The 19,882-nt window shown below is 72.5% G+C and carries 19 protein-coding genes; 12 read left to right on the top strand and 7 right to left on the bottom strand.

Annotation, left to right across the window (positions count from 1 at the left end; translation table 11 throughout):
- The first annotated feature begins 9 nt into the window (after nt 1–9).
- From KIT14_19770 to KIT14_19760, 3 genes are all read left to right on the top strand, one after another.
- Complete coding sequence (locus KIT14_19770) at nt 10–1,218, top strand: MFS transporter (protein ID MCW5892757.1); 1,209 nt, start codon at nt 10–12, stop codon at nt 1,216–1,218.
- 44 nt (nt 1,219–1,262) lie between these two features.
- Entirely contained in the window at nt 1,263–1,913 is a 651-nt protein-coding gene (locus KIT14_19765; GenBank protein MCW5892756.1) for a hypothetical protein, read from the top strand.
- A 128-nt stretch (nt 1,914–2,041) separates the two neighbouring features.
- Nucleotides 2,042–2,716: a hypothetical protein gene (locus tag KIT14_19760; protein MCW5892755.1), complete on the top strand. Its 675-nt coding sequence runs from the start codon at nt 2,042–2,044 to the stop codon at nt 2,714–2,716.
- Between the two features lie 7 nt (nt 2,717–2,723).
- Here the strand turns inward: KIT14_19760 and KIT14_19755 are convergent, their stop codons facing one another.
- From KIT14_19755 to KIT14_19735, 5 genes are all read right to left on the bottom strand, one after another.
- Entirely contained in the window at nt 2,724–3,878 is a 1,155-nt protein-coding gene (locus KIT14_19755) for an LLM class flavin-dependent oxidoreductase (protein MCW5892754.1), read from the bottom strand.
- 79 nt (nt 3,879–3,957) lie between these two features.
- Nucleotides 3,958–4,386, bottom strand: a complete 429-nt coding sequence (locus tag KIT14_19750; GenBank protein MCW5892753.1) for a PaaI family thioesterase — start codon at nt 4,384–4,386, stop codon at nt 3,958–3,960.
- Complete coding sequence (locus KIT14_19745) at nt 4,386–5,153, bottom strand: SDR family oxidoreductase (GenBank protein ID MCW5892752.1); 768 nt, start codon at nt 5,151–5,153, stop codon at nt 4,386–4,388. Before KIT14_19745 ends, KIT14_19750 begins: the two co-directional genes overlap by 1 nt.
- An 8-nt stretch (nt 5,154–5,161) precedes the next feature.
- Nucleotides 5,162–6,361 (bottom strand): acyl-CoA dehydrogenase family protein, encoded by a 1,200-nt coding sequence (locus KIT14_19740; GenBank protein ID MCW5892751.1) that lies wholly within the window; start codon nt 6,359–6,361, stop codon nt 5,162–5,164.
- Nucleotides 6,362–6,441: 80 nt separating this feature from the next.
- Nucleotides 6,442–7,248 carry a DUF3298 domain-containing protein gene (locus KIT14_19735; protein MCW5892750.1) on the bottom strand — a complete coding sequence of 269 codons (807 nt, stop codon included), beginning with the start codon at nt 7,246–7,248 and terminating at the stop codon, nt 6,442–6,444.
- 94 nt (nt 7,249–7,342) lie between these two features.
- Between KIT14_19735 and KIT14_19730 the strand changes: the two genes are divergently transcribed.
- Nucleotides 7,343–10,285 (top strand): DUF748 domain-containing protein, encoded by a 2,943-nt coding sequence (locus tag KIT14_19730; protein ID MCW5892749.1) that lies wholly within the window; start codon nt 7,343–7,345, stop codon nt 10,283–10,285.
- Nucleotides 10,286–10,425: 140 nt separating this feature from the next.
- On the opposite strand, the gene mscL is transcribed toward KIT14_19730, so the two are convergent.
- On the bottom strand, nt 10,426–10,848 hold the full coding sequence (mscL, locus tag KIT14_19725; GenBank protein ID MCW5892748.1) for a large conductance mechanosensitive channel protein MscL: 423 nt from the start codon (nt 10,846–10,848) through the stop codon (nt 10,426–10,428).
- Nucleotides 10,849–11,025: 177 nt separating this feature from the next.
- Here mscL and KIT14_19720 point away from each other — a divergent pair, with 177 nt between their 5' ends.
- The 7 genes from KIT14_19720 (at nt 11,026) to KIT14_19690 (ending at nt 16,858) form a co-directional block, all read left to right on the top strand.
- The gene (locus tag KIT14_19720) at nt 11,026–12,009 is read left to right on the top strand and encodes a hypothetical protein (GenBank protein ID MCW5892747.1); all 984 of its coding nucleotides are present in this window, start codon (nt 11,026–11,028) and stop codon (nt 12,007–12,009) included.
- Entirely contained in the window at nt 12,006–13,364 is a 1,359-nt protein-coding gene (locus KIT14_19715) for a sigma-54-dependent Fis family transcriptional regulator (protein ID MCW5892746.1), read from the top strand. The genes KIT14_19720 and KIT14_19715 overlap by 4 nt, the downstream gene beginning before the upstream one ends.
- A 43-nt stretch (nt 13,365–13,407) precedes the next feature.
- On the top strand, nt 13,408–13,836 hold the full coding sequence (locus tag KIT14_19710) for a pyridoxamine 5'-phosphate oxidase family protein (GenBank protein MCW5892745.1): 429 nt from the start codon (nt 13,408–13,410) through the stop codon (nt 13,834–13,836).
- 44 nt (nt 13,837–13,880) lie between these two features.
- Nucleotides 13,881–14,405, top strand: a complete 525-nt coding sequence (locus tag KIT14_19705) for a sigma-70 family RNA polymerase sigma factor (GenBank protein MCW5892744.1) — start codon at nt 13,881–13,883, stop codon at nt 14,403–14,405.
- Nucleotides 14,402–14,860, top strand: coding sequence for a hypothetical protein (locus KIT14_19700; GenBank protein ID MCW5892743.1), 459 nt, complete (start codon nt 14,402–14,404; stop codon nt 14,858–14,860). The genes KIT14_19705 and KIT14_19700 overlap by 4 nt, the downstream gene beginning before the upstream one ends.
- A gap of 26 nt (nt 14,861–14,886) precedes the next feature.
- Entirely contained in the window at nt 14,887–15,504 is a 618-nt protein-coding gene (locus KIT14_19695; protein MCW5892742.1) for a periplasmic heavy metal sensor, read from the top strand.
- A gap of 70 nt (nt 15,505–15,574) precedes the next feature.
- Nucleotides 15,575–16,858: a beta-lactamase family protein gene (locus tag KIT14_19690; GenBank protein ID MCW5892741.1), complete on the top strand. Its 1,284-nt coding sequence runs from the start codon at nt 15,575–15,577 to the stop codon at nt 16,856–16,858.
- 6 nt (nt 16,859–16,864) lie between these two features.
- Here KIT14_19690 and KIT14_19685 read toward each other — a convergent pair whose 3' ends face one another.
- On the bottom strand, nt 16,865–17,176 hold the full coding sequence (locus KIT14_19685) for a Dabb family protein (protein MCW5892740.1): 312 nt from the start codon (nt 17,174–17,176) through the stop codon (nt 16,865–16,867).
- A gap of 2,118 nt (nt 17,177–19,294) precedes the next feature.
- On the opposite strand from KIT14_19685, the gene KIT14_19680 reads away from it, so the two are divergent.
- A complete protein-coding gene (locus KIT14_19680) occupies nt 19,295–19,834 on the top strand; it encodes a discoidin domain-containing protein (protein ID MCW5892739.1) in 540 nt (179 codons plus the stop codon).
- Nucleotides 19,835–19,882: the final 48 nt, after the last annotated feature.

The raw sequence follows: 19,882 nt of genomic DNA, 5'->3' as shown, positions 1-19,882 counted from the left end.
GCGCGCCCGTTGCCGCGCTTCCTCGGCGAGTCGGGCCGCGCCTGGGCGGCGCTCGGGGTCGGCGTGCTGGCCGTCAGCGCCCACTCGGCCTCGTCGCTCGCCGTGTCCGTCCTGATGAAGTCGATCGTCGCCGACTTCGGCTGGCAGCGCGCCGACTTCGCCTGGGCGATGACCGGGCGCATCCTCGCCATCACCGTGATGATGCCGGTCGCCGGCAAGCTCGCCGACGCGGTCGGCGCCCGCGTGGTGCTGGCCGGCGGGGCGCTGCTGGTCGGGACGTGCGTCGCGCTGGCGTCGCTGGTGACCGAGCACTGGCAGTTCGTCGCCGTGAACGTGGCGATGGGGCCGGGGCAGGCGTGCATCGGCTCGGTGGCGGCGTCGGCGCTCGTGCTGCGGCTGTTCGAGCGGCACCGCGGCGTCGCCATCGGCGTGCTCAACGGCGGCGACAACCTCGTGAACAGCATGGTGCCGTTCGCCGCGGCGTCGCTGCTCGGCATCGGCGGCTGGCGCTTCTCGCTACGCGGCCTCGCGGTGGCCTACGTGCTCCTCGCCGTGCTGATCGCGCTGACGCTGCGCCGCGAGGACGGCCGCACGGCGCCGGCGGCGGGCCGGCCGGACGAGCCGATGCCCTGGAAGGATGCACGGCTGTGGGCGGTATGCCTCACCTACGCGCTGATCTACGCCTTCATCACGTCGCTCCAGCTGCACTTCCACGCCTTCCAGACCGACGGCGGGCGCAGCATGGCGGAGGCGTCGCGGCTGCTGTCGATCCAGATCCTCGTGGGCGCGATCGGCGCGCCGCTCTTCGGCTGGATCGCCGAGCGCACGAGCGCACGCACGGCGCTGTGCTGGAACGTCGGCGGGCTCGTGCTGTCCGCGCTCGGCATCTGGACGCTGCGCAGCCCCGACGCGGTGGTCGCGTGGGCGGTGTTCCATGGCATCGTCAACAGCGGCGTCGTCGCGGTGCTGGCGCTGGTCCTGCACGAGATCTTCGGGCCGCGGCGCATCGGCGAGATCATCGGCGTCGCGATGGTGTTCTGCATGGGCGCGACGCTGATCGGCAACCAGTGGACGGCCTTCGAGTTCGACCGGGCGGGCAGCTATCTGCCGGTCTGGCAGACCTACACCGGGGTGATGGTGCTGGCGCTCGCCCCGGCGTGGTGGCTGTGGCTGGCCGGACGGCCGCGCGGCGTGTCCGCGGGACCCTCGGCACCCTAGGCAAGCGACGTCCGGTCCGGGTATGAGCCGCCGAGGAGGTGGGTATGCGAGTCCTGCGTCTGGCGGTCCTTCCGGTTGCCGTCCTCGTGCATGGCGGCCTCGCCCTGGCCGACGCCGACCGTGAGTGCGCGGTCAGCCTGCAGACCAGGCCCGCCGCGACCCGCAACCGCGTCGTGCAGACGGCCTGCGAGGGACGCTGCCGCTTCGACGTGGTCGTCTGTCGAGCCGTGAACGGCTGCGCCGCACCGCCCGCGAGCGCGGTGCGGGTTCGCCTGCAGCCCCCGGCCGACGGCCTGGCCGTGCCGGAGACGGACGGCAGGTGCGGTGGGAGCACCTCCGTCGTCCTCAGGCCCGGCGAGCGGCGCCGCATCCGGGTGACGAGCGTCGACCGCGACGGACGCCCGCTGGACCGCGATCGCCTCGTGCTCGTCTGTCGGCCGGAGAGCGCGCCGTGCCCGGGGACGACGACCACCACCACCACGCTCCCTGTCGGCGGTTGCGTGGTGACCGGGTGCAGCGGCGAGATCTGCGCCAAGGAGCCGCTGATGAGCGTCTGCTGGTGGTTCCCGGCGTTCGTCTGCTTCTCGAGCGCGACCTGCGCCCCCCAGGCGGACGGGCAGTGCGGCTGGATCATCGACGAGGCCTTGCGGACGTGCCTCGGTCGGTATGGCGGCGCCGTTCCGCCCGGGTCGTGACGGGTGGCCCCGTGGGTTCTAGGGGTCTAGATCGGTGGCTGTCTGCGGTCACGGCTTGCGCGATCCCGGCCGCGGAGTAGGAGGAACCCGACGACCCGGCGGCGCCGGGCGGGAGGGCTCCTCTGGCGGTGTCTCGTGCCTGCGTGCTGATGCTCACGACGATCGCGGCGGTCGGGCTGCTGGTGCGGCCGGCCCGGGCCGCGGAGTGCGCGCTGCGCGTCCATGTCACCCCGCCGACGCGGACCACGCGCGCCGTCGCCCATGCCTGTGGGGCGGGCTGCGAGTTCTCGTTGCAGGTGTGCCGCGCCCGCGCGGGCGACGGCTGTCCCGGCGATGTGGTGAGCCGGGTGCGCCTGACCTCGTATCCCGATGCCGCCCTCGCCGCGGCCGTCACCCCGCCACCCGCGGATACCGCGTGCGGGCCGCCGGCCGCGATCGTGGTGCCGCCCGAGACCCGCACCCGCTTCCGTGCGGTCGCCCTCGACGCCTGCGACCGACCGCTCGACCGCGATCAGCTCCTGCTCGAATGCCTGCCCGACGGCGGCTGGCTCGGCTGCGTGCCGGTGACGACGACGAGCACGACGCGGCCGGCGGCGACGACGAGCACGCTGCCGTCGGGCGGCTGCCTCGTCTCCGGCTGCAACGCCGAGGTGTGCGCCGAGGCGCCGGTCGCGAGCGCGTGCGTGTGGACGCCGGCGTTCGCCTGCTACCGCAGCGCGACCTGCGCGCGGCAGCCGGACGGCGCCTGCGGCTGGACGCCGGCCCCCGCGCTCGGCGAGTGCTTGCGGCAGCACGAGGGATGAGGCGGCGTCACCCCGCCTTCGCCGCGCGCTCCGCGGCGTCCTTCTGGATCGCCTCGAGCACGCCCTGGGTGGCGGCGCCGAGGAGGGCGCCGCGGTTCGCGCCCACCCAGTCCGCGCTGCGCGCGCCGTACGTGCCCGCATCCTGGAAGTGCGGCGCGACGTGGCGCTGGATGAGGTCGTAGCTGCGCCACGTCGCCTCGCGGCTCGCCCAGTCGTGGGCGATCGAGAGGTACGCGCCGAAGCCGCCCGACTGCTCCTCGAGGCGCGTGATCTGTGTCACGAGGTCGTCGGGCGTGCCGACGACGGCGACGCCCAGGTTGGTCATGGCGTCGAGACACTCCTCGGGCGTGCCGGTCTCGGGGATGCCGGGCAGGGCGACGACCTGCTGGAAGTAGCGCAGGAACGCCGGCAGGCCCTGGAGGACCTCCTTGCGGGCCTGCTCGCGCGACTCCGCGACGTGGCACCAGCCGGCGAGACGCCAGCGGTCGCGCGACACCGCCTGGCCGTGCTCCGCGGCCGTCTCCTCGACCATGCCCCAGTGGTACTGGAGCGCATTGAAGCCGCCCGAGGTGGTGGCGGCGGGGGAGAGCATGGAGATGCCGTAGCGGCCGGCGGTGCGCGGGCCCGACGGCGTCACCGAGGCGGCGACGGCGACCTCGAGGTGGGGGCGCGAGAACGGCGAGATGTGCAGCTTCGCCTCGCGCAGCTCGAAGCGGTCGGTCTTCTCGGTGACGACCTCGCCGCGCAGCAGGCGCAGGATGACGTCGAGCGACTCGCCCATCATGCGCCGCTGCTCGCGCGGGTCGATGCCGAGCATGTGCGCGTCGGACGGCAGCAGGCCCGGTCCGACGCCGAGCATGGCGCGCCCGCGCGTCAGATGGTCGAGGAGGTTCATGCGCTCCGCGACCATGAAGGGGTTGTGGTAGGGCAGGGAGACGACGCCCGTGCCCAGGCGGATGCTGCGCGTGCGGGCCGCGACGTCGGCGATGAAGAGCTCGGGGCTGGCGATGATCTCGTAGCCGGCCGAGTGGTGCTCGCCGATCCACGCCTCGTCGTAGCCGAGCTCGTCGAGCCACTGGATGAGCGCGCGATCGCGCTCGAGGTGGGCCGTCGGGCTCTCGTACGGGGAGTGGTAGGGGGCCATGAAGACGCCGAAGCGCAGGCGGGGACGCAGCATGCGGGCGTCTATGACACAGCCGTCATCGGCGTGCACCCCCGCGCGCATGCCCCGCCGCACCGGGTCACGTGCGGCCCGGCGGGATGGCGTAGGTGGCGACGACGTGCGCCACGGGACCGTCGGCGAGGCCGTCGGAGCGGATGACGACCTCGGCGACGGCGAGCTTCTGCCCGCACTTGAGGAGCCGCGCCTCGGCGATCAGGTCCGCGCCGGGCGCGGGGCGGCGCAGGAAGTGCGCGGTGAGATCGGTCGTGACCGCGAGCGGCACGAGCCCGATCGCGGCGAGGACGACGAGGTAGGCCGCCATGTCGCCGACGGCCATCAGCACCGGGCCCGAGATCGTGCCGCCGGGGCGGAGGTCGTCGGCGTCGACCCGGCGACGCAGGCACACGAAGCCGTCGTCGATCGTCTCGATCGTGTAGCGCTCGGGCCGGCTCTGCGGGAACTCGGCGCGCAGGAACGCGTCCAACTCGGCGGCGGTGACCTGCGACATCAGCCGCCGCGGACGTACGGCGTCGCGGGACGGATCCAGCCCGCCTTGCGCATCTCGGTCAGCTTGAGGATGCGCGCCGTGACCTCGAGCGGCTGGGCGACGAGCCAGAGGAGGGCGTCCGACATGACCACCGGATCCTCGAACCCCGTCGTGTCGAAGTCGTCCGGCAGCGTCGCGTCGAAGCCTTCCGTCCAGATCGGGAAGTCGATGCGGATGCAGTTCACCGCGACGCTGCCCTTCAGATCGTGGCCCAGCGCCTCGGTGAGCCCCTCGAGCCCGCGCTTGGTCGCGGTGTACGACGCGCGGCCGAACTCGGGCAGGTCCGCCGCCTGCGACGAGACGTTGACGATGCGGCCCGCGCCCGCGGCACGCATGCGCCGCCCGAAGTGCCACGACAGATAGAACGGCCCGTTCAGGTTGACGTCGACCGCGGTGCGCCAGCGCTTGATGGTGTCGTCGAGCGCCGGCCGCGGCGGCGCCAGCGCGGCGTTGTTGACGAGGAGGTCGCAGCGGCCCCACTCGCGCTGCACCTGCTCGGCCATCGCGGCGCACGACGATTCGCTGCCGACGTCGAGCGCGATCGGCAGCGCGCGCCGGCCGGCGGCCTCGACGAGGGCCGCGGTCTCCTCGACGCTGCCCGGCAGCTTGCCGGGCGAGCCCGCGGCGCTGCGCGCGGCGCAGACGACGTCCCAGCCGGCCGCCGCCAGGTCGACGCACAGCCGCTTGCCGATGCCGCGGCTGGCGCCCGTGACGACGGCGACCGGCACGGCGCCGCTCATTCGTGCTCCCGCAGCTCGAGCTGGGCGATCTGGTTGCGGTGCACCTCGTCGGGACCGTCGGCGAGGCGCAGCGTGCGCACGCCGGCCCACGCCCTGGCGAGGCCGAAGTCGTCGGAGACGCCGCCGCCGCCGTGCGCCTGGATCGCCCAGTCGATCACCTGCAGCGCCATGTTCGGGGCGGCGACCTTGATCATGGCGATCTCCTTGCGCGCCACCTTGTTGCCGACCGTGTCCATCATGTAGGCGGCCTTCAGGACGAGGAGGCGCGCCTGCTCGATCATGATGCGCGATTCGGCGATGCGCTCCTGCGTGACGGTGCGCTCGGCCAGCGTCTTGCCGAAGGCGACGCGCGTCTTCACCCGCCGGCACATGGCGTCGAGCGCGCGCTCGGCGACGCCGATGACGCGCATGCAGTGGTGGATCCGGCCCGGCCCGAGACGGCCCTGCGCGATCTCGAAGCCGCGCCCCTCGCCGAGGACGATGCTCGACACGGGCACGCGCACGTTCTCGAACACGACCTCGCCGTGCCCGTGCGGCGCGTCGTCGTAGCCGAACACGGGCAGGTGGCGCACGACGGTGATGCCGGGCGTGTCGCGCGGCACGAGGATCTGCGACTGCTGCTGGTGACGCGGCGCCGACGGATCGGTCTTGCCCATCACGATCAGGATCTTGCAGTGCGGATGGAGGATGCCCGACGTCCACCACTTGCGGCCGTTGATGACGTAGTGGTCGCCGTCGCGCGTGATCGAGGTCTCGATGTTGGTGGCGTCGGACGAGGCGACCCCGGGCTCGGTCATGGCGAAGGCGGAGCGGATCTCGCCGTCGAGCAGCGGCTTCAGCCAGCGCTCCTGCTGCTCGGCGCTCCCGTAGCGGTCGATCACCTCCATGTTGCCGGTGTCGGGTGCGGCGCAGTTGAAGACCTCCGGCGCGATGCCGGAGCGGCCCATGATCTCGCACAGCGGCGCATACTCGAGGTTCGTGAGGCCGGCGCCGCGCTTGCTCTCGGGGAGGAACAGGTTCCACAGCCCCGCCTCGCGCGCCCGCTTCTTCAGGTACTCCATGACGGGCGGCTGCCCCCAGCGGTTCTGCGCGACCTCGTCCGCGTAGGTCCGCTCCGCCGGATAGACGTGCTCGGCCATGAACTCCGCGACCTGCTTGCGAAGCCGCTCCACCTTCTCCGAGTATGCGAAATGCACCGCGTGCCTCCTTCCGTATGGGACGGGGCAGACTCGCCCGGAGCGCCGGCAGCGTGCAAGCCCCGCCGTGCGCGGCGGCGTCAGCGCGGCGGGAGGGCGCTGTCCTCGCGCAGCAGCGGCTGCACGGCGGACCACGACAGCAGGAGGTCGGTCGCCCCGCTCGCATACGGCGCGATCGCCGCCGCGTCCCAGTGCACGGCGACGCCCTCGCGCAGGACGCCGACGTCGTCGGGCAGCGCGAAGCGATCGTCGGGGAACGTGAAGCCGGCGGCGGCGAGAGACGTGCCGGGCGCGACGCCGCGCGTGGCGCGGAAGGCCTGCTCGGCGAGCGCCGCCAGCTGCCCGGTCCCGCCGTCGATCAACAGGTCGCCGATCGCGAGACGCGCGCCGGTCGCCGGCCGTAGCAGCCGATAGCGCAGCGCCTCGAAGGTGTGCTCGGGCCCGGTCTCGCCGACGTTCTCGAGTCCCAGCGTGAGGACGGTCGGGGTTTCGAAGAGGACGCGGATCGAGCGGCGTACCTGCCAGTCGCCGGTGGCGTCGGGATACTCTTCGCGGAAGCGGCGCCACTCGGCGATCGAGGCGTCGGCCAGCGCCTCGGGCGACGCGGCGCTCGGTCCGTCGGGCCAGGGCTTCAGCAGCAGGGCGAGGACCTCGGCGTCGATCGCCGCCGACCGCGTGTCGTCGCCACCGGCGACCACGGGCCACACGATCTGCACGCGCGCGCAGCCGCCGTCCCGACCGCAGACGCCGTCCTGGCGCTCGACCATGCGACTCGTCCAGGGAATGCCCGGCGGCGGCGCGGGCGGCTCGGGCGACGGCAGGAGGCGCGCGCAGCCGGCACCGAGGAGGACGACGAGAATCGGCAGCAGACGCCGTGCGGGAGACATGCCGAGGAGGAGGATGGCGGCGGCCCGGGAGGGGTGCAAACGCACGCACGACCCCGATGGGCAGCCGGGCTCACTCTGCTATGGTGCGAGCAGAATGGGATTGTGGCGTCGTCGCTGGGTACGTTGGCTCGCGATCGGCGTGGTGGTCCTTCTGGTCGCGTTGCGCATCGCGCTGCCGGAGATCGTGCGTCGGGTCGCCGTGGCGCAGGCGAATCAGGCGATCGCGGGCCGCCTCGACATCGGCGACGTCGATCTGTGGCTGCTGCGCGGCGCGATCGCGCTCGAGCGCGTCGCCGTCCGCGGCGAGATCGGGCCGCCCGTCGCCAAGCTGCATCGCCTCTACGTGAACCTCGCCTGGCGGCCGCTGCTCTCGCGCATCGTGCAGGTCGAGGAGCTGGACATCGACGGCCCCGCGCTCTACCCCGTGCGCGAGCGCGACGGCTCGGTGCCGCTCCCCGGGCTGCGCGAGGCCCCGGCGGCCGGGGAAGCCGCGCCGGCGGCGGGTGCGGCGCCGGCCGCGGAAGCGGCGCCGGCCGAGACGGGCACGCCGTGGAGCGTCGTCATCGACCTCGCGACCCTGCGCCAGGGACGCGTGCGCCTGCGCGACCGCGTGGCGGAGCCGCCCCAGGACGCCGAGCTCGACCTCGGCACCTTCGTGCTACGCAACTTCGCGCTCCAGGCCGGGCCCGACGGCAAGCCGGGCAGCGGCGAGATCCTCGCGACCTTCGGCGACGGCTCGCTGCGCATCAAGGCGAGCGTCCAGCGCCGTCCGAAGGGCTTCACCACCACCGCCTGGATCGACGCCCGCAACCTGCCGCTCGACCGCACCCAGACACACGTCCCGCAGCTCGGCTGGAGCAGCTTCCAGGGACGCCTCGACCTCCAGCTCGCGATGCGCCTCGGCGCCGGCGAGCTGCCCGTGGTGCGCGGCGCGACCACCCTGCGCGACCTCGTGGTCTCGGTACAGGACGAGCCCGACCCGGTGCTGGCGTGGCGCTCGTTGCGCATCGAGCTGGAGAGCGTCGACCCGAACGCGCGCCGCGCGGTGGTGTCGCGGGTCGCGCTCGACGGGGCGGGGGTGCTGGCTCGCCCGCGCGATCCGGTCGCGCTGCCGCTCCTGCGCGGGCTCCTCGGCTCGCCGGCGGTGAAGCCTGCGCCGGAGCCCGGCACGACGACGGCGCCGGCCCCCGAGGCGAAGCCCTGGGCCTGGCAGGTGCACACGGTCGAGGTCACGGACTCCGGCGTGCGGCTCGTGCTCGATCCGCCGCCGCTGGCGATCGTCATCCCGCACGCCACCGTCACCGGGCTCTCGAGCGAGCCGGGCAGCGTCGTGAAGGTCGATCTCCGGGTGACGGAGTCGAATGCCGCCCTCGGCGTGGTCGGCTCCGTGCGGCTCGATCCGCCGGCGCCGGACGTCCAGGTGACCCTGGCCGGCGTCGAGCTCGGCCATCTCCTCGCGGCGGTGGGCGGCGCGCCGGTGCAGCTACCGACGAGTCGGCTCGACGCCGACCTCCACGTCGCCACGGCCGAGACGGCGGCCACGGTGAAGGGCACCGTCACGCTGGGCGACGTCACGGTGCTGCCGCTCCAGGGCGGCGACGAGTTCCGCGCGGCGTGGGAGCGGCTCGCGGTCGCGATCGACGGGCTGCGGGTGCCCGGAGCGCTCGGCGGCCCGAGCCCGGCGACGGAGCCGATCACCGTCGACCTCGCCAGCGTGGAGCTGGTGGCGCCGAAGGTGGTGCTGACGCGCACCGAGACGGGCATCGTCCTGCCGGCCGCCGGGGCGACGCCCGCGCCGGCGGGCGAGGAGGGCGCCCCGGCCGCAGCGCCCACGCCGGCGCCCGCCGCCGAGGCGGCATCGCCGGCCGCCGCTGCGGCCCCGGCGCCGCAGGTGAAGATCGCGGGCCTGAGCCTCACGAAGGGCGAGGTGTCGGTCACGGATCGCACGACCAGGCCGTTCTACCGCGGCGCGATCACCGACCTCGGCGTGCAGGCGCGCGACGTCGCGCTGCCCGCGGGCACGTTCGCCGAGTTCGAGGTGCGGGCGAAGGCGCCCGGCGGCGCGCCCATCCAGGTGACGGGCAAGCGCCAGGGCAGCCGCGTCGCGTACCAGGTGAGCACGCAGAAGCTCGGCCTCGCGCAGTTCAACCCCTACGTGATCCCGCGCGCCGGCTACAGCATCGCGCCGCGCGGCACGTTCACGTTCGACAGCAGGGTGACGTGGGGAGCCGACGCGTTCGAGAGCACGAACCAGCTGACGCTCGACCAGTTCGACCTGAAAGGCGCGCAGGGCGACAGCCTCTTCCTCCAGCAGTTCGGCGTGCCGCTCACGCTGGCGCTGGCGCTCATGCGCGACGTCAACGGGCGTATCGCCCTCGGCGTCCCGGTCGCCGGCGACCAGCGGGGGACGCGCGTCGACCTGGGAGTCGTCGTCGGCCAGGCGCTCGCGCGCGCCATCGTCAACGCGCTGGCCTCGCCGCTGAAGCTGCTCGGCGCGGTCACCATGCAGGGCGACCGGATCGCCTCGTTCCAGCCCGAGCCGGTGGCGTTCCCGCCCGGGCGCGCGACGCCCGCGCCCGAGGCGACCGAGAAGGTGGAGCAGCTGGCCGGGCTCGTCGGCAGCGCGCCGGGCGTCACGCTGACGCTGCACGGCCGCGCCGGCGGCGCCGACGACGTGCGCGCGCTCCAGGAGGCGGCGCTGCTCGCGAGCCTGCGCAACGAGGGCGGCGTCATGGGCACGTTCCGCAACCTCGCCACGCTGGGCGACCGCAAGGCCATCCGCCAGGCGCTCGAGGAGAAGGCGCGCGGCGGGACGCCGGCGCTCGAGCCGGGCGCCCAGGCCCGGCTCGACGAGTGGGCGCAGGAGCAGGAGGTGAGCGACGGCGCCCTCACGGAGCTGGCGCAGCAGCGGGCCGAGGCGCTGCGCCGGCTGCTCGCCGAGCAGCACGGCGTCGCCGCCGACCGCATCACGATGGGGGCGGTGCAGGTCGAGCGCGCGGACGGGACGCCGTCGGTCGCGATGGAGGTGTCGAGCTAGTCCCGGGTGCGAAGCTCGTCACCCCACGCCGCCCGGCTGCGTTGCTCCCCCTCACCGTGGTGACGGCCATGCCTCGTCGTCGCGCCGCGCCGGGCGGCGCGATCCCACCCGATCTTCGGCAACCAGCTTCGGGCTCGGGACTAGCGGCTCTTCAGGAGGTCGCGGATCTCGCGCAGCAGGATCTCCTCGGCCGGGGGCGGCGGCGGCTCGGCGGCGGGCGCCTCGCGGCGGAGCGCGTTCATCGCCTTCACCACCGCGAAGAGCGCGACCGCGACGATGAGGAAGCTCAGGACCGCGTTCAGGAACACCCCCAGGTTCAGGGTGACCGCGCCGGCCTCGGCGGCCCGCGGCAGGGACGGGTAGGGACCCGCCGGCGAGCCGTCGCGCAGGACGAAGAAAAGGTTCGAGAAATCGGTGCCGCCGGTGACGAGGCCGAGCAGGGGCGTGATGAGGTCGGTCACGAAGGACGTGACGATGGTGCCGAAGGCCGCGCCGATGACGATGCCGACGGCCATGTCGACGACGTTTCCGCGCAGCGCGAACTCCTTGAACTCCTTCAGCATGGCGACGCCTCCTCGCAGCGAGATTGCTGGCGATGCGGATAGCGCGCTGGTGCGGGGTGTCAATCCCGAGGCCGAGGGGCGCGCCGTGGCGCCGCCGCCACGGCGTGGTGGCGGCGCCACGCCGGGTTGCGCCCGCGTGCCCGCGGGGACGATGATCCGAGCCGGCGGAGCGCTTGCATGACCCGACCCCTCACCGCGCTGGCCCCGCTCGCCGCGGGTCTCGACCGCTGGACCGGCCTCGTCGTCGGCATCGTGTGGGCGGGCGTCGACACGTTGCTCGCGAGCGCCCTCGGCTTCCGCTTCGAGATCGGCGGGCGGGACGCGACGGCCCTCGTCGCGCTGTGGTTCGGCGTCTCGTTCGCGGCCCTCGGCTTCGCCGTCGGGTACGCGGTGGAGGCGCGGCGGCGCGACCGGGCGGCGAGCGCCACGATCCAGGCCCAGCAGGACGTGCTCGCGGCGACGCGCGGGCGGCTGGCACAGCAGGAGAAGCTGGCGGCGCTCGGCCAGCTCGCGAGCTCGATCGCGCACGAGGTGCGCAACCCGCTCGCCGTGATCCGCTCCGCCGCGCAGGGGCTCCAGGAGGAGGCGGCGCCGGACGACGGCCACACGCGCCGGGCGTGCGGGTTCGTCATCACGGAGATCGATCGGCTCTCGAGCGTCGTCACCTCGCTGCTCGCCTTCGCGCGGCCGCTCCAGCCGGCGCTGCGCCCGGTGGCCGTCGGCGACGTCGTCGCGCGGGCGCTGGCGCTGGCCGACGAGGAGCTGCGCGACCGCGGCGTGCGCGTCGAGCGTGCGGCGGCGCCCGGCCTGCCCGCGCTGCGCGTCGATCCCGACCTCGTCTGCCAGCTGCTGCTCGGCCTCCTGTCGAACGCGGGGGAAGCGGCCGGACGGGCCGGCCTGGTGACGATCGACGCACGCTCGGCCGGCGACGCCGTCGAGCTCGAGGTCGCGGACAGTGGGCCCGGCGTGCCCGCGGAGCTGCGCGAGCGGGTCTTCGAGCCGTTCTTCACGACGCGCCAACGCGGCACGGGACTCGGGTTGGCCGTCGCAAGGCAGATCGCGGAGGCGCACGGCGGCGCGATCCACGTCGGCGAGCGCGCCGGCGGCGGCGCCCGCTTCGTCGTGCGGCTGCCGGCAACGGCCGCGGCGGTGGCGGCGTGAGCGTCGCGCCCCGCATCCTCGTGGTCGACGACGAGCCGCGCATGGCGAGCGTGGTCGCGGGTGCGCTCGGGCGCGCCGGGTGGATCTGCGAGGTCGCTTCCGGCGGCGCCGCCGCGCTGGCGGCGCTCGAGGCACGCGACGCGGACGCCGTCGTCACCGACTGGAAGATGCCGGAGATGGACGGCCTCGAGCTGCTGACGCGTCTGAAGGCGCAGCGGCCGAACCGCCCCGTGGTCCTGCTCACCGCCTACGGCGACGTGCGCGCCGCGGTGGCGGCGATGCGGGCGGGCGCGTTCGACTACGTGACCAAGCCCTTCGACAACGAGGAGCTGCGCGCGGTGGTCGGTCGCGCGCTCGAGCTGGGCCGGCTCGAGCGCGAGAACCGCTGGCTGCGGCAGGAGGTCGCGAGCCGCTACGCGCCGGCGGCCGTGGTCGCGGAGAGCGAGAAGAGCCGGGCGGTGCTCGACCTCGTCCGCCGCGTGGCGCCGAGCCGCGCGACGGTCCTGGTGCAGGGCGAGAGCGGCACCGGCAAGGAGCTCGTCGCGCGCCTGCTGCACTACTGGAGCGAGCGGGTGGGACGGCCGTTCGTGGCCGTCAACCTGAAGGCGTTCGCCGAGGGGGTGGTCGAGAGCGAGCTCTTCGGGCACGAGAAGGGCGCGTTCACCGGCGCGCAGGCGACGCGCGCCGGCTGCTTCGAGCGCGCCTCGGGCGGGACGCTGTTCCTCGACGAGATCGGCGAGATCGCACCCGACCTGCAGGCGAAGCTGCTGCGCGTGCTCCAGGAGGGCGAGGTGCTGCGCGTCGGCGGCAACGAGCCGCGGCCGATCGACGTGCGCGTCGTCGCCGCCACCAATCGCGTCCTGCGCGAGGAGATCGCGGCGGGCCGCTTCCGTGAGGATCTCTACTTCCGTCTGCACGTCATCCCGATCCAGCTCGCGCCGCTGCGCGAGCGCCGGGAGGACGTGCTCCCGCTCGCGCGGCACGTCCTCGCGCGCCATGCGGCGGAGGCGGGGCGCGCGCTCGCGTTCGCACCGGCGGCGCTCGCGGCGCTCGAGTCCCACGCGTGGCCGGGCAACGTCCGTGAGCTCGAGAACGCCGTGGAGCGCGCCGTGGTCCTCGCGCGCGGCGGCGCCATCGAGCCCGAGGACCTCCTGCTCGAGACGCCCGCGGCGGCGCCGACGGGCGGCGAGGAGACGCTCCAGGCGGCGGTCGAGCGCGCGACGGCGGCGCGCGTGCGCGGCGCGCTCGAGGCGGCGGCCGGCAACCGGGCGGAGGCGGCGCGGGTCCTCGGGATCGATCGCACGACGCTCTACCGCCTCATGCGCCGGCTCGGTCTCGACCCGACGCACGGTTGACTCGTCCGCCCGCGGCGGACAGGTCCGGCTCATGAGCCTTGCGATGACGCGCGCGGAGCGGGAGGCCTTCCTGGCGGCGACGCGGGTGGCCGTGGTGTCGATCGTCGATCCCGGCAACGGGCCGCTGACGGTTCCCGTGTGGTACGCGTACGAGCCGGGCGGCGTCGTGCGCCTCGTCACCGGGACGCGCTCCCGCAAGGCGGCGTTGCTGCGGGCGGCGGGCCGCATGGGGCTGTGCGTGCAGGACGAGACGCCGCCCTACCGCTACGTCAGCATCGAAGGTCCGGTGCGCCTCGTCGAGGTGGACTTCGGGCGCGACGTCGAGGCCGTCGCGCTACGCTACCTCGGCCCCGAGATGGGACGCCGCTACGTCCAGATGACCGAGGCCGAGCGCGCCGCCGAGCCGAACGTCCTGGTCGAGCTGACGCCGGAGCGCTGGCGCACCGTCGACTATCGCAAGATGATGGGCTGAGCGGTCAACCGTTTGCGGCCGGCGTACGTCGAAGGGGCGTGCGCATGGCGACGATTCCCGCGCCGGACGACCCCGAAGCGCTCTACCGGCGTCACCGTCCCCGGGTGGTGCGCCTCTGCCAGCTGCTGCTCCGCGACCCGGCCGAGGCGCAGGACGTCGCGCAGGAGGTCTTCCTCCGTCTCCTGCGTGCGGCCGAGGCCGGGCGGACGCCCGCCGCATGGGGGGCGTGGCTCTCGCGCGTGACGGTGAACGCCTGTCGCGACCGGCGGCGCGGACGCTGGTGGCGGTGGTGGCGCGACGCGGGCCTCGAGATCGACGTCGCGAGCCTGGCGGCGCCGGGGGGGACGCCCGAGCTGACCGCCCTGCGCACCGAGCTCCGGGGCGCCGTGTGGACGGCGTTCCGCCGGCTGCCCGCGCGCCAGCGCGAGGTGTTCGTCCTGCGGCACGTCGAAGGCTTCACCACGCAGGAGGTCGCCGACGCCCTGGGCCTGCGGACGGGGAGCGTGAAGCGACATCTCTTCCGCGCCGTGCACACGCTGCGCGGCGCGCTCGGAGGAGCGATCCGATGACCTGCCTCAGCGAGCGCGTGCTCCAGGATCTCGTCGAGGGCACGGTCGCCGATCCGTCGGCGCGCGGGCACCTCGCGGACTGCGTCCCCTGCCGGCGCCGGCGCGACGCGCTGGTCGCCGACACCGCGCTGGTGGCGGCGTTGCTGCGCGACGGACCGGCCCCCGTGCTGCGGCCGCCTGCGCGGCCCGGGGCGGCGTGGCTGTCCCTCGCCCTCGCCCTCGCCGGCGCGGCGGCGTTGCTCGCCGGCGTCCTCCTCGTACCCGATGCGACGCCGCCCCGGGCGTACGCCGAGGTCTCGATCGGCGACGTCTCGCAGGCGCTCTTCGCGCTCGACGACACGGAATGGCTGGCACGGCCCGTCCAGCGCTCGAGCCTCCAGCCGCTCGCGGCGGCCTTGCGCGGGGGATGGCCCTGCGCCCGCCCGGATCCCTGGACGGACCGGGGATGCGAGTGACCGTCAACCAACCAAGGAGACACGCAATGCGACTCGTACGTTCCACGTGCACGCTCACCGCCGTCGCGCTGAGCAGCCTCCTCGCGATCGCCGGGCCGGCCCAGGCGCAGCCGGACGCTTCGCCGCCCGCGACGCCGGCCATGGCGGCGCCGCACCCGTGCCTGCCGCCGCAGGGCGGCGGCAGGCACATGCGTGTGAAGGGCTTCGGCGGCCCGTTCGGCGACCACATGCTGCTCGACGGCGACCCCGGCATGATGCTGCCCGCGATGCTCCAGGGCGTCGGGCTCACCGCCGAGCAGCAGGCGCAGGTGCGGGCGATCCTGCAGCGTCATCACGAGACGCTCTCCGAGCTCTTCGCCAAGCTGCGGACGGCGAACCAGGCCGTGGCCGACACCCTCATCGTTCCGGACACGACGCCCGAGGCCGCCACCCAGAAGCTCGACGACGCGATCGCGGTGCGCGCGCAGCTGATGCGCGAGGGCCTCGCGATCGCGCTCGAGGTGCGGGCCATCCTCACCCCCGAGCAGCTGGCCAAGGGCGCCGCGGTGAAGACCCGGATGCGCGAGCTGCGCGAGGAGATGCGTCAGCTGGTCGGCGACCCGGTCGAGATCGGGCTGCCCCCACCGCCCCCCCCGCCGCAGTAGCGCGGGCCGCACCCCCATCTGTCTCGGGCCGCCGCCGGCCCGCACGGCGCACTGCTCGCAACCGCGGGCGGTGCGCCGTACCATTCCGGGGGCCGTGTCGTTGGTCCGCTGTGTCGCCCGCGCCCGCGTTCCGCGGGACCTCGAGAGTGTCACGGTGGTGCGCTGGGAGGCGGAGACGGCGCCGCGGGCGCTCGGGGTCGAGGCGGCCGGCGTCGAGGCGATCTGGAGCGCCGTCCAGCGCCTCTACCGCAGCGGCCTCCATCCCGCCATCGGCCTCTGCGTGCGCCGGCACGGCCGCGTGCTCCTCGACCGTACGATCGGCCACGCGGCCGGCAACGGCCCGGACGATCTGCCCGACGCCCCCAAGCGGCCGCTCACGCCCGACACGCCGTTCCTCACGCTGTCGGCGTCGAAGGCGGTGACGGCGATGCTGATCCACCTGCTCGATCAGCGGAACCTGATCCGCCTCGACGACCCGGTCTGCGAGTACATCCCCGAGTTCGGCGTGTACGGAAAGCAGTGGATCACGATCCGTCACGTCCTCTGCCATCGCGCCGGCATCCCGAACCTGCCGCCGGAGGTGATGGCGCTCGAGCACTTCGACGAGACCGCGCCGGTGATCCGTATCCTCTGCGACGCCCGTCCGACGTGGCGCCCCGGACGCGAGCTCGCCTATCACGCGGTGAGCGGCGGCTTCCTGCTCGGCGAGATCATCCGCCGCGTCACCGGGCGCGACCCGCGCACGTTCCTCGACGAGGAGCTGCGGCGGCCGCTCGGGTTCCGCTGGCTGTCCTACGGCGTGCCGGCGGAGCGGACCGATCAGGTCGTCCGCAACTACTTCACCGGGCCGCCGTTGATCCCGCCCGCGAATCTCCTCTTCGCGCGCGTGCTCGGCGTCGGCTTCCACGAGGCGATCGCGCTCTCGAACGACGCGCGCTTCCTGCGCGGCGTGATCCCCTCGGCGAACGTCGTCGCGACGGCGAACGAGATGAGCCGCTTCTACCAGCTGCTCCTCGACGGCGGCGAGCTCGACGGCGTGCGCGTGTTCGATCCGCGCACGATCCGGCGCGCGACCGGTGAGCAGTCGTATCTCGAGTTCGACTTCTCGCTCGTCCTGCCGTTCCGCTACGGCATGGGCTTCATGCTCGGCGCCGAGTGGTTCAGCCTCTACGGACCCGACACGCAGCACGCCTTCGGCCACCTCGGCTTCACGAACGTCGTCTGCTGGGCCGATCCCGAGCGCGAGCTGGCGGTGGCGCTGCTGACGAGCGGCAAGCCGTTCGTCTATCCCGAGCTGTGGTACCTGTGGGACGTGCTGCGTCAGATCGGGCGGGCCTGCCCCACGGTCGACTGAGGTGGGTCAGGCCGCGGCGACCTCGAAGTTCCAGCTCTTCTTCACCTCGAGCCGCGGCACCATGAACTCGTCGACGAAGCGCCGGTGGCCCGGGGCGGCCCGGTAGGTCGCGGCGGCGGCGAGGTCGTCGAAGCGCACGACGAGGCTGACGTCCCAGGCGGCGAGGGCCTCGTCGTCGGCGGGGATGCCGGCGACGACGCCGCGTACGCCCGGCAGGCCGGGCAGGACCGCGAGGAGCCGGTCGCGCGTCTCGCGGCGCCCTGCGGTGGTCGCAAAGGCCGGCTTCAGCTTGAAGAAGTGATAGCGCTCGATGGGCATGCCGCGTTCTCCTCGTCGTTCGCGCGGCGACGGCCGCCGCCGGCGCGGGCTCTAGACTAGGGACTCACGAAGTCCTTGAGCAACGTCTCGCGTCGGCGCGAGGTGGATCAAGTAAATACCTGCTATTCGCGCCGCGCGCTTGGGAGACTTGCTAGCAGCTGTCGTCCGTCGCCTGCGACGTTAGCCGCCGCCTCAGGACTTCAACCGGCTCCTCATCGCCGCGTGGCGCAGGGGCGCTCCTTCCTCGACGTCGGATGCCTGGGGACGGTCGATGGGGACTATGCGTTCGGTGACGTCAGCCTTGACAAGCCGCCAGCCTATCGTGGACATGAGTGCACGCTTCAGGGCTTGCAGCGAGGAGGGGGGGAGATGCTTCGCTGGGTATTGGCGTTAGTGATGGTGGTTGGCCTGAATGCCTCGGGCCACGCTCAGCCGCTTATTCATCAGCCGGCGATTGCCCTGGTGAACTCTGCAGCCTCCTTTCTTGCAGTAGCGATGACCGGTGCCGGCTTTGGTACTCCGGACCCCGGGTCGGCGCTCTTGGTGCTCGATCCAACCGGAATATCGGTCGTGTTCTCGCAGGATGACTGCGATTCTCACCCAGTGCCTTGCGTCGTGTCGTGGGAGCCGGAGGTGGTCGTCGTCAAGCTCCCAACAACGATACAGCGCGGACGAATGTACATCACCGTCGGCGGCGGGGCCCTAGTCAGCGAGCCGTCTCGGGCACAGTACTGGGAGTACGAATGGCAGAAGACTCCTGCCGGTCCGATCAGCAGCAATCCCCTCGCGATTGCAGTTAACAACAATGCCGCTCCCTATGACGACCCACTCCACCGGGTATGGTTGAATGACGAGGTTCACGTGGGTTTCAAGGTCCTGACTCCAGGGAGCCCGATTTCGTTTCTCCCCGTTTCGGCCCCAACCCCAGGCCCGTTCTACCGAGGGGGCGTTCAGACGAATGTGAGCGGCAACGGAGAAGACACCCTCGTCGACCCCTATGGCCGAGTGTGGTTCAACCAGGGCGGCGATCACCTGCCTCCTCTGGCCTCGGGTAACCATAGTCGCGTCGTGCTTTACGATCCGGCGAGCATCGCATTCCCACGCGTGTGGAATATCCCTGGGAACCAGACGGAGACGTTCGGGCTCGCGTACGAGAAGGACTACGAGCCGGGACGAGATCGTGTGTGGTACAACGCTCGGTCACAAACGACCGGGGTCAGTACGATTCTCCCTGCCAGGATCGGGTGGTTCGACACTGACGACGCAACATTGTGGCACGACGGGTCGCTCTCATTTGATCCGCCAGCCAGCTGTACTGCGGGATTCTGCTCGGATAACCCCACGCGACCGTGTGCGCAGTCGTCTGACTGCGCACACACGGACCAAGTGTGCTGGTGGAACGAAGTCGGCTCGTCCTCGCATGCAAATTGCGGATTCGTGGAGTATCCCCTTGAGCCCGTCGGCTCCTTCCCGCATTTCGGAGGTACTCTAACGTCCTTTCTCGGCCACATGGCCATTGGTTCCGACGGGAGCGTGTGGGCCGCCGACTACTGGGGCCAAAGTGGGCTAGTTCGATTGGATCCAGTTTCCGCCACCGTAACGCGATATCCGCTTGGCGACAACGCAGGACGAGGGCCGGCAACGCCCCGTGGTGCGGCCCCATGGGAGATATCGATCGCGCGAAATGGAGATGTCGTTGTTGGGGAATTCCTCGACTTCTCCGCGAGCCGCCTTGACGTAAGCCAGCTAGGCCCACCTGGGGCATGTGAATCCCTGATAGGTGGAGCCAATCCGTGCGTCACCACGATAGACATTCCGGGACCCCTCACTGCGGTTCCTCCGAGCCCCTCCCCCCCGGCATGCACGAACCCTGAACCTTACGTGCTTCACTCGCTAAATCTCGACGCATACGGAAGCACCTGGTTCACTACTTGGGGCAGCCCGCGTGATCCAAAGTCCCGGGCTACGGTTGGCTTCGTATCGCCCCGATGGAACTCTCTGTCGCTCTTCCCGCCGCTATCGTTGTATCCCCTTGCGCCCGGTGAGGCCGTCAATAACGCATGCCTTGATCCCTGCTTTCCGTCGCAGCCGGTCGCACCCCTCTTAGCTGGCATTGCCGTGGATGATTCCACGGGCGACACGTGGTTCGCTGACTACTGCCGGTGGCGTCTTGGCCGGCTGTCCCCAATCGTTACCAATCTTGCCCTCGCCAGGCCTGGTGTCGTCGCATCCATGTCGGACCCTGGATTATGCTTCTTTGGGATTTGCGGGACTGCATCAAATGCGATCGACGGGGATATCGATGGAAACTGGGCGAATGAGTCGGTGGCGCATTCGTTCTTTACCAACAAGCCATACTGGCAGGTGGATCTTGGCAACTCATTCGCCTTGGAGGAGCTCGAGCTGTGGAACCGAACGGATTGCTGCGCAGCTCGCCTGCAGAACTTTGATGTGTTCGTGTCAGACAATCCATTCGTCTCGACCGATCCCGCGGTGACCGCCATGCAGCCGGGTGTCTTGCGGATTCATCAGGGGCCGGCGCCGGGAAGGGTGTTCGCCTCGCCAATCAACCGTAGCGGGCGATACATTCGCATACAGCTGTTGGGGTCGAGCGACCCCCTGCAGTTGGCAGAGGTGCTCGTCTACGGGGTGCGGTAGGACGCCGGCCGCGCCATTCCCGAGGCCGCCTTCGTGCAGTCGCAAAGT

The sequence above is a fragment of the bacterium genome, from assembly GCA_026129405.1.
GTDB lineage: Bacteria > Desulfobacterota > Binatia > DP-6 > DP-6 > JAHCID01.
The sequence above is the reverse complement of the archived record's forward strand: the minus strand, read 5'-3'. Positions and strand labels throughout refer to the sequence as shown.